Consider the following 13,245-nt stretch of genomic DNA (forward strand, 5'->3'; position numbering starts at 1 on the left):
TTCGCATTGACCGTAAATTACGTTTCGTCCGTTACGGTGTAGTCCGACATGTTACAGTGTTTTTGATGTATATCTAAAAGGTCGGAGTGCGTAATTTTTCCGTCCGCATATAACTCTTGCAGTTCGTACAACTCGCCTTGCATATAACCGTGTACGGTTTGAGGCTTGCCCGCGAAAGTAAAAACTACGCCGCCGATGTCTTCCTCCGATACAACAAGATAGCTATGCGAGTTGAATTCAACTATATAATAACCGTTATATTTGCCGTAAACAGCGACTTCGTCATCGCTCCCGAACGCCGATTTTATTTCAGGCAAAACCTCGACTATTTCCGCTTGGGTCAACTCGGTATATGTGCTGTCGGCGGAGTTTTTATTTTCGCCCGATTTATCGGGAACGCAAGCAAACAGCGATAACGCCAAAAGCACGCTTACAAATATTGCCGCAAGTTTTTTCATAACGCCTCCAAACTATAAAATTTATTAACAGGCATTATATCAAACTTATTCGAACAAGTCAACCCATTTAAAAAATTTTACAACCTATTTATACAGAAGTTTCGACTGTTAGTATAGCTTAAAGATTGTTAAGCGTTTGCGCCACATAGCGCAATTCTTCTATCATTTGATACAATGGATACAAATGTCCAATACAAGCGCTCGTGTAGTCGGTTATCATGCTGTACGCCGTTTCGGGATGACGGTACAAATGCGTCGCGCCCATTTCGCACTGCATCGACATCATTGAAACAGCCCTGTCGCTCGCTCCAAATCGCGATATTGCATTTTTATTGGACGGGATTGTCTTTAACTCATTGTATCGCGCTACTTGCGACTGTTCGTCGGACAGAAAATCCGCAAGTTCGGTCGCTAAATTCTTGTTTTTACGTTGAGCGTTTACACCGAAATACGATCCGTCCACGTAAGGGCGCATGCGCGCGCTTGTATAGTCGTCAATACTGAATTGGGGGCAAACGGCGGGAAAGATATTGTCGTTCAGTTGCGCGCCCATCCACGCTCCGCCGAACGCCGCGACCGTTTCACCGCTGTTCAACTTACGCACTGTAGCGTCGTCGTAATCCGGAACTAAAACGCTACCGTATTCAAAACCGTATTTATACATAGCCTGCGTCGCCGACTTGCCGGCGTCCGAATCTATGTCCGTATAATATGTTCCGTCGGCCTTGTAATCCATTTGACAACCCATGCCGTTAAAGAACGCCGTTGCATACCAAAAACTGCTAAACATATACCGCACCTTTTTGTTCATGTCGCGGGCTTTAATCAGAATATCATCCAATGAATCGACTTCGCTATCATTATAAAATGCCGCGTTGTACCACAAATACCATCCGTTATCGAGCGTTGCGGGAAACCCGTACAACCCGTTGCCGCTTTCAATCGGCGCCATCGTATAGGCGTTATCGCGACCGCGAACGACGCTCGCATAATTATCGGGCAGTTTATACAGCGCGTTTATCTTTTGCAATTCCTTCGCATACTCGCCTGTAAACATAAACACGTCCGCGCCTGCCGACACGTCGGATTTTAATGCTCCGTAAACTTCGCCTGCGCTTTTCTCATAGATATTTATTTCGCAGTTAGTGTGGGCAAGTAAAAACTCATCGACGCGATCTTGATAAAAATTTCGACTGTCCGACGGCACCCACAAATTAAGCTCGACAGTTTTAAATTCGTCGTTATCATAATCGCCGTTAGGCTTGGAACTCGGCGTTCTGCCGCACGCCGCAAAAACAAGTGCGCAAGACGAAATACACGCAACCGTCGCAATAATGCGTTTTAACCCTTTTTTCATATATTCCCTCCCAATAATAAAACCTTTACGCAAATAAACTTGCACGTTATCGATATATTATCATATGCGCATATATTTGTCAAGCCTATTACTGCGCCGATAATATGGCGATATTGCCCAAAAACTGTTACTCTTGCACTAAAAAAGCATTACGATTAAATCGTAACGCTTTTATTTACAGTATATTACGCGTTTTCGGCAACGTCGTCGGGCGTTGCGCTGTACTCGTCGGGGTTGACGGACGCGCGCTCGACGGGATAGATGTTTCTGTACATCTTTACGCCCGTACCCGCGGGGATTAGCTTACCGATAATGACGTTTTCTTTAAGACCGATAAGCGGGTCAACCTTGCTCTTGATAGCGGCTTCGGTAAGCACGCGCGCCGTTTCTTGGAAGGACGCGGCGGAGAGGAAGCTATCCGTTGCGAGCGCGGCTTTGGTTATGCCGAGGAGCGTATGCTTGGCGATGCCGGGGCGACCGTAATTCTCTATCGCCTTGGTATTCGCCTCGTCGAACGTGGCAAGGTCTATCATTTCGCCGGGGAGCAAGTCGGTGTCGCCGCTGTTCTCCACGCGAACTTTCTTTAACATTTGCCTTACGATAACTTCGACGTGCTTATCGCTGATATCAACGCCCTGCGAGCGGTAAACCGCTTGGACTTCTTTCAAGATATATTCCTGAACGTCGTTGCGACCTTTGGTGCGCAAAATGTCGCTCGGGTTTAACGGACCTTCGGTAATCGCGTCGCCCGTCTTGATATACGCGCCGTTGGAAATATACGGCTTAAAGTGCGCGCCGTGAGGAATGGAATACGAATCCTCGCTGCCGTCGTCGCGCTTGACAATAACGTCGCGCTTTCCGTCCTTTTCGACAATGCGCACTTTGCCTTCGTGCTCGGCAAGCACCGCAACGCCTTTCGGGTTGCGCGCTTCAAAAAGCTCCTCAACACGCGGCAAACCTGTCGTAATATCGTCCGCCGAAGCAACGCCGCCCATGTGGAAGGTACGGAGCGTAAGCTGTGTACCGGGTTCGCCTATGGACTGCGCGGCTATAATGCCGACCGCTTCGCCTATTCTTACAGGCGTAGCCGCCGCCATATCCCTGCCGTAGCACTTAGCGCAAACGCCGTGCTTGCTCTTACAGGTGAGCACCGTTCTGATCTTGACGTGAGTAATGCCGCACTCGACGATACGCTTTGCCGTTTTTTCGGAAATCATTTCGTTTACGTCGACAAGAACTTCTTTATTGTTTTTGGGATTTACGACGCGTTCCGCGCTGTATCTGCCCGCCAAACGATCTTCGAGTTTTTCTATAACCTGATTGCCGTCCATTATGGCATACGTATCTATGCCCTTGGGCGCGCCGTCCGAACAGCAGTCCTCTTCCCTGACAATAACGTCCTGCGCAACGTCAACAAGACGGCGGGTAAGATAACCGGAGTCGGCTGTTTTCAACGCGGTATCCGCCAAACCTTTACGTCCGCCATGGGTGGAAATAAAGTATTCCAAAACGGTCATGCCTTCGCGGAACGACGATCTGATAGGAACGTCGAGCGTTTTGCCTTGCGGGTTACGCATAAGTCCGCGCATGCCCGAAAGCTGGCTTATCTGTTTCATGTTACCGCGCGCGCCCGAAGTCGCCATCATGTTGATGGGGTTGTATGCGTCGAGCGTATTGACAAGCGCGTCGGTGACTTTGTCGTTGGCTTTGTTCCAGATATTGACAACGGCGTTATACCGCTCGTCCTCGGTAACGAAACCGCGGTCGTACAGTTTTTCGATCTTGACGACTTCGTCCTCTGCGTCGTCCAAAATCTTGTACTTTTCTTGCGGTATGTGCATGTCGAAAACGGATGTCGTTATAGATCCGATAGTCGCGTACTTATAGCCCATATCTTTAATGGCGTCAAGCACTTCCACGGTGACCGAAGAACCTTTCTTTTTGAACGTGGTATTTACAATGCTCTTGATCATGCCCTTATCGACGCAACAGTTGATTTCGGGCTCGAACATTTTTGCATAGGTGTCGCGCACGACATAGCCCAAATCCTGCGGAATAGGCTCGTTGAATATGAGCCTGCCCACGGTAGTGGACACGGTGTGACGGTAGTTCTTACCGTCGGGCGAAACCGCGTTTTTGGGGATTTCCACGCCGCTGTCGAGTATGGCTTGAACGGGGCGTTCGATACGCACGTTGATTTTGGTTTGAAGCTCGATTTCTTTGTTAAAGTAAGCCATCTTCGCTTCTTCAGCATCGCAGAACGTCATGCCCTCGCCTTTCGACCCGGGCTTTTCCATGGTAAGGTAGTAGCTGCCCATAACCATGTCGAGCGTCGGGGCGCAAACAGGCGCGCCGTCCGAAAGTTTAAGGATATTGTTGGGCGCGAGCATGAGCACGCGCGCTTCGACCTGCGCTTCTACCGACAGCGGAACGTGTATAGCCATTTGGTCGCCGTCGAAGTCGGCGTTGAACGCGCCGCAAGCGAGCGGATGGAGTTTAATGGCTCTGCCGTCAACAAGCACAGGCTCGAACGCCTGAATACCCAGCCTGTGCAACGTCGGCGCGCGGTTCAAAAGTACGGGGTGGTCTTTGATGACCTTTTCGAGTACGTTCCACACGTCGGCGTCTGCGCGCTCGGCAATGCGCTTTGCGGTCTTGGCGTTGTGCGTTTTGCCCTGCGCGACAAGTTCTTTTATTACAAACGGTTTAAACAGTTCGAGTGCCATTTCCTTGGGCACGCCGCACTGATAAAATTTGAGTTCGGGACCGACGACTATAACCGAACGACCGGAATAGTCAACGCGCTTACCCAAAAGGTTTTGACGGAACCGCCCCTGCTTACCGCGGAGCAAGCCCGAAAGACTTTTGAGTTCGCGGTTGGACGCGCCCGAAATAGCTTTGCCGCGTCTGCCGTTGTCTATGAGCGAATCGACCGCCTCTTGAAGCATACGCTTCTCGTTGCGGATAATAATGTCGGGCGCGCCCAACTCCATGAGCCTGCGCAACCGATTGTTGCGGTTGATAACTCTGCGATACAGGTCGTTAAGGTCGCTCGTCGCAAACCGACCGCCGTCCAGCGGCACCATGGGACGAAGTTCGGGCGGAAGTACGGGAAGCACGTCGAGTACCATCCAGCTCGGCTCCGCGCCCGATTTCAAGAACGCGTCGAGTATGTCGAGACGTTTTATCGCGCGAAGTTTTTTCTGTCCCGAGGACTTTTCGACTATTTCGCGCATTTTGTCGTACTCTTCTTTGACGTTGATGTCTTTTAAGAGTTGGCGTATAGCTTCCGCGCCCATGCCGACCTTAAACGCTTTGGGACCGTACTGCTCCTGATACTGGCGGAGCTTGTCGTCCGTGATTATTTCTTTGTACTGTAAATCGGTGATACCGGGGTCGAGCACTACGTAATTGACGAAGTACACAACCTGTTCGAGTTGCTTTAACTGCAAATCGAGTATAAGCCCTATTCTGCTCGGCACGCCGCGGAAATACCAAATATGCGTGACGGGCGCGGCAAGCTCGATATGCCCCATACGCTCGCGGCGCACTTTGCTCGTAGTGACTTCCACGCCGCACTTATCGCATATAACGCCTTTATAGCGGATACGCTTGTACTTGCCGCAATAGCACTCCCAGTCCTTGGTCGGTCCGAAAATGCGCTCGGAGAACAAGCCGTCCTTTTCGGGCTTTTGAGTGCGATAGTTGATAGTTTCGGGCTTGGTAACCTCGCCGTAAGACCACTCGCGTATTTTGTCCGGGCTCGCCAACTGAATTTGCATCGAATCGAAGTTGTTTAATTCAAACATATCGCTACTCCTTTAATCTTCCTTATCGTCGTCGTAGTCGTCGTCGAACGCGCCGTCGGCAAACGGGTCGTTCAAATCGACCTCTTCCTCGCCGAACAGACTGCCCGTCGCGCCGTCCGCAACGTCCTCGTCATCGTCGTCCAAACCGCCGAGAATATCCGTTTCCATCTCGATATCGTCGTTCTCGCCGAACAGACTGCTGTCGTAATGCTTGGGCGTGGGTTCCGCGTCGTACATGACCGGCTCGTCGTCCATAAGCTCTTTAATGCCGATTTCTTCTTTGTTCTCGGTAAGCACCTTTACGTCGAGCGCGAGCGCCTGCAATTCCTTGATAAGGACTTTAAACGATTCGGGAATACCGGGCTCGGAACTGTCCATGCCGCGGATAATACTGTCGTATGTCTTGGAACGCCCCGCAATGTCGTCCGACTTGACCGTCATAATTTCCTGCAAAACGTTGGACGCGCCGTAAGCATACAAAGCCCAGACCTCCATTTCGCCGAAACGCTGACCGCCGTTTTGCGCCTTGCCGCCGAGCGGTTGCTGCGTAACGAGCGAGTACGGACCCGTAGAACGCGCGTGCATCTTGTCGTCTACAAGGTGGATAAGTTTGAGCATGTACATATAACCGACGGTGGCACGGTTTTCAAACGCTTCGCCCGTTCTGCCGTCGTACATCTGTATCTTGCCGTCAACCTCGCCGTCGGGCGAAACGTATCCGTTTTCTTCGAGAAGTTTTTGAATATCGGACTCGATTGCGCCGTCGAACACGGGCGTGGATATTTTCCAGCCGAGCGCCTTTGCGACAAGTCCCAAGTGAACTTCCAAGACCTGACCGATATTCATACGGCTCGGAACGCCGAGCGGGTTAAGAACAATCTGCAACGGCGTGCCGTCAGCCATAAACGGCATATCTTCCTCCGGCAACACGCGCGAAATAACGCCCTTGTTGCCGTGACGTCCCGCCATTTTGTCGCCGACGGAAATCTTACGTTTTTGCGCAATGTATACGCGCACGAGTTTGTTTACGCCCGGCTTCATTTCGTCGCGGTTGGCGCGAGTGAATACCTTGACGTCAACGACTATACCGCCCTCGCCGTGCGGAACTTTAAGCGACGTATCGCGCACTTCGCGCGCCTTATCGCCGAATATCGCGCGGAGCAAACGTTCCTCGGGCGTGAGATCGGTTTCGCCTTTGGGCGTGACCTTGCCGACAAGAATATCGCCCGAATCGACCTCTGCGCCGACGCGGATAATGCCTTCCTCGTCGAGGTTTTTAAGCGCTTCGGGGCTTACGTTGGGTATATCGCGCGTGATTTCTTCCGCGCCGAGCTTGGTGTCGCGCGCCTCGATTTCGTGTTTATTGATGTGTATGGACGTGAACACGTCGTCTTTGGCTATGCGTTCGCTGATTAGAATAGCGTCCTCATAGTTGTAGCCTTCCCAGCCCATAAACCCGACAAGCACGTTCTTGCCGAGCGCGAGTTCCGCTTGCGACGTGGAGTGTCCGTCGGCGAGCACTTGTCCTCTTTTGACGCGATCGCCCTTGCTGACGATTGCGCGCTGATTGATACAAGTGCCTTGGTTGGAGCCGACAAACTTCTTTAACAAATACATTTGACGGTTGCCGCCGTCCTCTTTCACGATAATGCGTTCGGCGTCCACATAATCCACAACGCCGTCCGCACGCGTTATAACCATAACGCCCGAGTCGTAAGCTATTTTGTGCTCGATACCCGTACCTACGATAGGCGCTTCCGTTCTCAACAGCGGAACAGCCTGACGCTGCATGTTGGACGCCATCAGCGCACGGTGCGAGTCGTCGTTTTCAAGGAACGGAATAAGCGCGGTAGCGACCGAAACCATCTGCCGCGGCGACACGTCGATATAATCGATACGGTCGCGCGAAACCTCGCCGATAAGATCGCGGTAACGCATCATAACGCGCTCTTTGACAAATCGGTTGTTTTCGTCGAGCGGTTCGCTCGCCTGCGCTATCATATAGCGGTCCTCTTCGTCCGCGGGCAAGTAATCGACAATATCGGTCACCTGATGATTGACTTTATCGACCCTGCGGTACGGCGCTTCGATATAGCCGTACTCGTTGATACGCGCGTAGCTCGACAGCGACGAAATAAGACCGATGTTCTGACCTTCGGGCGTTTCTATCGGGCACATACGAGAATAGTGCGTGTAGTGAACGTCACGAACCTCGAACGTAACGTGCTCGCGGTTAAGACCGCCGGGCCCCAAAGCAGACAGCTTGCGGCGGTGCGTAAGCTCGGCAATCGGGTTGGTTTCGTCCATGAACTGCGAAAGCTGCGACGACCCGAAAAACTCTTTTATCGCGCTCGACACGGGACGAACGTTAATAAGCGTCTGCGCCGAAATTTCGGACTCCGTCTGAATCTGCATGCGCTCGCGCACGACGCGTTCCAAACGCGACATGCCGATACGGAACTGGTTTTGCAAAAGCTCGCCGACGCTTCGCACGCGACGGTTGCCGAGGTGGTCGATATTGTCGCACGACCCGAAGCCGCGGTGCAAGCCCATGATATAGTTGACAGTGGAAATAACGTCCTCGACGACTATGTGCTTGACGATAAGGTCGTCTATGTGCTTGGAGCACAGGTCGGCAAGTTTTTCGCGGTCGCCGTCCGCTTCGTCCATGAGCGCTTTGAGCGCGGGATAGTACACCATTTCGTTGATGCCTATCGTAAGCGGATCGACATCGATATATTCAGCGAGATCGACGTGGTTGTTGCCTATTATGTTAAATTCCTCGCCGTCCTCCGTGAGCACCCACACTTCGTTGATACCCGCGTTCTGAATTTTAACTGCAAGCTCCTCGGTGAGAACGTCGGCTGACGTGTGCGTCGCCTTGTTCTCGGCGCGCGCGTACACAACGCCGTTTTCGTCGATAATGTCGCGCGCCACGCGGTAGCCGTCCACGCGGTAGCGGAGCGCCATTTTCTTATTGTATTTGTAACGCCCGACGCGCGAAAGATCGTACTTGCGGCGATCGAAGAACATGCCGTAAATAAACGACTTAATGGAGTCGATCGTCGGCGTTTCGCCGCTGCGCAGTTTGTGGTTGAGTTCGAGCAACGCGCGCTCTTCGTCAAGCACGTGCTTGTCCTCTTTGTCGCCGTAACGCGCGCAGGTAACTTCTATCATAGGGTCGTCGGCAAATATCTTTTTAAGCGCTTCTTCCGTGCCGAACCCGCCGTCGGTAACCGCGGACAAACAGCTCAAAAGCACGGTTGCAAGCACTTTCTTTTGCCTGTCAACGCGCACCCACAATACGCCCGCCGAATCCTCCTCGAATTCCAACCACGCGCCGCGCGACGGAATATTCTGCGCGCTGTAATGCGCTTGACCGGTCTTGACGTCCTTTTTGTAATCGAAATAAACGCCGGGCGAACGAACGAGCTGGCTTATAACCACGCGTTCCGCGCCGTTGATTATAAACGAACCCGTCGGGGTCATGCGCGGCATGTCACCCATGTAAACTTCGCTGCGCGTGCTTTCGTCCGTTTCGCAGTTGCGCAACCGCACTTTTACGTACAGCGGCACCGCAAAAGTCGCGTCGCGGTCCTTACATTCTTTCTCGGTGTAGTTGCGCTTTTGGTTATTGCCCTCGCGATAGCCGAGATAGTAGTCCTCGAAGAATAATTCGACGCGGTTGGAATAATCGGTGATAGGCGAAAAATCGCGCAACACTTCCCTGATTCCGTTGTCGATAAAATCGTTGTAAGACTTTTTCTGCACTTCGACCAAATCCGGCATTTCGATAACTTCGTGAATCTGCGCAAACGACATGCGCTCGGTATTGCCGTATTTAACCTTGGTAATCTTTCTTTCAGCCATACAAACTCCTAAATAAGGTTATTACCTTTGTAGAGAGGCGGAAACGCCTCGAAAAAGCCGCAATTCTGACAACAAACGCTTTAATTAAAGCGCGCTAAAAGCGGAGCGATATTAACTTCGCACCGCCGAAACGTATTTATAGGATAAGAGAAGTGATTAGCAACCGACTTTGCTCTCTTTTTGAGGATATTACGCTCGTTACGCAATAAATGGCATACTAACGCATTTTGTTATTTTATCACAAGTTGTCAACACTGTCAAACATTTTCGGGGGCTTGCGCCCGAATTTTTAATATTTTTTTTATAAATTTATCATATCCCGACGAAACAAGCGCGCCGCCCGCAAAAACAGAACAATCCCGCCGCCTAATTCTTATTAAGATAATAAGTATATTCCACCCGTGTTTCGCCCACCGCAACCCCGAAAACCAACCCGCCACATCACCACGCAAACCCCAACCGCAAGCACATAAACAATCCGCCCGTGCCGCCGAAGCGAACTTATTGCAAAACAGTCAAACTGCGCAATCGCCCTATCACTGCCCGCCGACATTATCCTGCAAATGCGCAAAATAAATCAAAAACAAAGAGCGGCGATGAACGTCGCTCTTTGCATGCTTTAACAGTATAAACAGATTAGGGCTTACGCTTCCGATTTATCGGTCGAGGGTTGTTCCTCGGCGGGAGCTTGCTCTTGTTCTGTCTTTTCGGCGGGAGCTTCACCGTCGTCGGGCTTGTCGCCAGCTTTGGGTTCGTCCTTATCGGACGCCTCGTCCTTCTTGCCCTTTTTCTTTTTGCCGTACATTACGCCGAACACCGCGCCGCCCGCAATGAGAACCGCGGCGGGGATACCGATACCCAGTCCGAGCGCCAAGCCCAGATTAGAGTCGTCGGCTTCTTTTACATCTTCCACTTTGTATTGCCAAGCAGAAAGATTTGCTCCGTCAATCGTGCCTCTCATGACAACGGCTGAACGCGCGCCGACTGTAAAGCTATTACCGCTAAACGATGATAGTTTAGTCGCCGAAGCCTTGTTACCGTTTACGAACACGTCATAATTCCCCTGCGGCACAGCGATTTTTCTTGTAATATTTCCATTGTTAAAGAGTATAACCGCGTATTCATTGCTGTTAGGATCTTTTATCGCGTATGAAACAACACCGTCGTCCAAATCCGCGTCTACAATCTTAACATTTTGAGCAATCTCCTCTTTTGTAGACAAATGGAACTGCGGCCACGTTTTCTTAATCGCTATCAAACCTTTATAGAATTCGACTACGTCCTTATTAGTATCTCTCAATTCCCAATTTATCGCATTGACGGAATCGGGCGATTTATAAGAGTTATCGGAAAAATAATAGTCGGGATCGCTTGCATAAGAATACGGGCGATTATCGTAAGAGTTTCGTCTTGTTGTAGGCTTGCTACGCAACATTTCTTCGCCGGCAAGCATAAAACTAATGCCCTGGCTCGTATACACCGCAACAGCAGACATATTGTTCATTTGCTTAATAACGCTTTTGCTTGCGTCCACTTTACGATTAAGTTTATCCCAAATCGTCGAGTTATCATGACAAGCGGTGTAAGCTATGCTCTGCAAAGGGTTAGCGGTATATTTTTCCGTCCAACCGTTAGTTCCGATATAAACGGCGCCGTCATTTCTCAAACTGCCTTGTGCGAACGAACCGCCTATACCGTCGCGGAAGTCGTCGTTGAATATAGCAATATTCGGCATACGTTTAGCATTGCCTTTATTTGCAGGTCTGTTCTTACCGCTAATACCGTTGGAACCGGCGTCCCAAGGTTCGCCGTACAAAATAACATCGGGGTTTACTTTAACAAGTTCGTCGTAAATCATATTCATTGTATTTACGTCGTGCAAACCCATCAAATCGAATCGGAATCCGTCTATTTTATATTCAGCCGTCCAATGCAACAACGAATCGATCATGAATTTTCTAAACATAAAACGTTCGGAAGCCGTTTCATTGCCGCAACCTGAACCGTTCAAAAAGTTACCTGTGTCACTCTTACGGAAATAATATCCGGGCATTAACTTTTCAAAGTTAGACGTACTCGCATTACTTACGTGATTGTAAACTACGTCCATAATTACCTGTATACCGGCATTGTGAAGAGCCATAACCATTTCGCGCATTTCTTTAACGCGAACCGTACCGTTGGACGGGTCGGACGAATACGAACCCTCGGGCATATTGTAGTTAAGCGGATCGTAACCCCAGTTATACTGTCCGTCTTTGTTGTAAGTCGCAACTTTAAAATCTTCCACTACCGACGCAAAGTCAAAAAGAGGCTGGAAGTGCACTTGCGTTACGCCAAGCTCTTTAAGGTAATCGAGCGCGGTCGCCTGACCTTTGCTGTTTTTGGTACCCGTTTCTGTAAGACCCAAAAACTTGCCGCGGTTTGCCTCGCTTACGCCCGAGCTCTCGTGAATAGTCACGTCGCGCAACTGCGCTTCCCAGATAACCGCATGAGCGTTGGATTTGAGAGTAGGATTGCTTTGAGTATCCCAACCTTGCGGTTTGGTATCGGCGGAATTGAAATCGACAATCATACCGCGTTGACCGTTTCTGCCACCGCTCTTCGCATAAGGATCGACAATTTCATTAGTCGTGCCGCCGTTAACAACGGAATAGGTATAGTATTTATTCTTTTGATCGCCGTTGAGCGTGTATGACCAAGTGCCTTTTTCGCTTTTTACCATATCATACGACGTCGCAGTACCTCCTTCGCCCGCGGAATAAATGTTAAGTTTTAAATCCTCCGCATAAGGCGACCATACTTTGAACACGGTTTTCTCGGCGCTATATACCGCGCCTAAATCGTTGCCGTCGTAATTGTACACGTCAAACGACGCATCCTCAAATAAATAATGAGTAACGATATTTGCACGCGAAAAATTCTTTTCGGTATCAATGACCGCGGGTTCGTCGCAAATAACGTAAGATTTTGAAAAGTCGCAGTTGCTATCCAGTTTAATAGTAATCGCAGTTTTGCCGACATAATCCGCGTTCTCGGGCAAAGAGCAATCGAGCTCGCCCACGACATTATTACCGCTGTCTTTAATCTTAAAATACGATTTATCGGTAATGGCTACTCCCGTCTTGATTTTAACCTCGTCAAGCGCGGAAAACGCCGCCGACGTAATTTTAGGAAGTATTGCATTTTGCATAGCAACTATTGCCTCCTCTTCCGAGTAATACAATTCGGAATCGCCCGTTACCAAATACAATGTAACTTTATTGTTGACGATTTTGTCCGCTTTGACAAATCTATCGATTTCGACGTCCTTATTCCACGCAGCGTCGCGAACAATCAAACCTACCGCGTTTCCGTCTTTATCGGCTTTAACGCCGGAAATTCCTACCGATAATGTTTTCCATGCTTTGCCGCCGATATTAACGCTGCCGGAAAATTTATTTTCGTCTTTTATTTTCTCGCCGGCAAGCGACCATAACCAAAGATACCACTTATCGGCGTCTTTATTGTTGAAATAATTGATTGTAAGTAAAAAATCTGGGATAACCTCGTCCGCTACCGTTTCCGCAGAAACACGAACGCCGGGATTAACCGCACTCTCTTTTACGGTGGAGTTTGATGCGGATTCGGCTTTTGCTTTTACTGCATAGTCTGCAATTCCAAGCGGCAAAGCGAATATTGTAAGGACGGCAATGGCAAATACAACTGCCGCGCGCTTAAAAAAATTCAATACTTTCGATGTCGTTTTCAT

General features: G+C 49.9%; 5 protein-coding genes. All 5 read right to left on the bottom strand.

Annotated features, from left to right (window positions below):
• Positions 1-17: 17 nt before the first annotated feature.
• The 5 genes from NFR57_RS03345 to pulA all read right to left on the bottom strand — a co-directional run bounded on the left by NFR57_RS03345 (position 18) and on the right by pulA (position 13,245).
• A complete protein-coding gene (locus NFR57_RS03345) occupies positions 18-458 on the bottom strand; it encodes a hypothetical protein (protein WP_251182421.1) in 441 nt (146 codons plus the stop codon).
• Positions 459-576: 118 nt separating this feature from the next.
• The gene (locus NFR57_RS03350; RefSeq protein WP_251182422.1) at positions 577-1,815 is read right to left on the bottom strand and encodes an extracellular solute-binding protein; all 1,239 of its coding nucleotides are present in this window, start codon (positions 1,813-1,815) and stop codon (positions 577-579) included.
• Between the two features lie 185 nt (positions 1,816-2,000).
• Positions 2,001-5,624, bottom strand: a complete 3,624-nt coding sequence (gene rpoC, locus NFR57_RS03355) for a DNA-directed RNA polymerase subunit beta' (RefSeq protein WP_251182423.1) — start codon at positions 5,622-5,624, stop codon at positions 2,001-2,003.
• Between the two features lie 12 nt (positions 5,625-5,636).
• Positions 5,637-9,494 carry a DNA-directed RNA polymerase subunit beta gene (rpoB, locus tag NFR57_RS03360; protein ID WP_251182424.1) on the bottom strand — a complete coding sequence of 1,286 codons (3,858 nt, stop codon included), beginning with the start codon at positions 9,492-9,494 and terminating at the stop codon, positions 5,637-5,639.
• A gap of 643 nt (positions 9,495-10,137) precedes the next feature.
• A complete protein-coding gene (gene pulA / locus NFR57_RS03365) occupies positions 10,138-13,245 on the bottom strand; it encodes a type I pullulanase (RefSeq protein WP_251182425.1) in 3,108 nt (1,035 codons plus the stop codon).

Origin of the sequence: Anaerocaecibacter muris (assembly GCF_943192945.1) — a bacterium.
Classification (GTDB): Bacteria; Bacillota; Clostridia; order Christensenellales; family Pumilibacteraceae; genus Anaerocaecibacter; species Anaerocaecibacter muris.

What these genes read in the sequence shown, in the direction of transcription:
- pulA (WP_251182425.1), bottom strand. Translation starts at nt 13,245, where the DNA reads ATGAAAACGACATCGAAAGTATTGAATTTTTTTAAGCGCGCGGCAGTT.
- NFR57_RS03350 (WP_251182422.1), bottom strand. Translation starts at nt 1,815, where the DNA reads ATGAAAAAAGGGTTAAAACGCATTATTGCGACGGTTGCGTGTATTTCG.
- NFR57_RS03345 (WP_251182421.1), bottom strand. Translation starts at nt 458, where the DNA reads ATGAAAAAACTTGCGGCAATATTTGTAAGCGTGCTTTTGGCGTTATCG.
- rpoB (WP_251182424.1), bottom strand. Translation starts at nt 9,494, where the DNA reads ATGGCTGAAAGAAAGATTACCAAGGTTAAATACGGCAATACCGAGCGC.
- rpoC (WP_251182423.1), bottom strand. Translation starts at nt 5,624, where the DNA reads ATGTTTGAATTAAACAACTTCGATTCGATGCAAATTCAGTTGGCGAGC.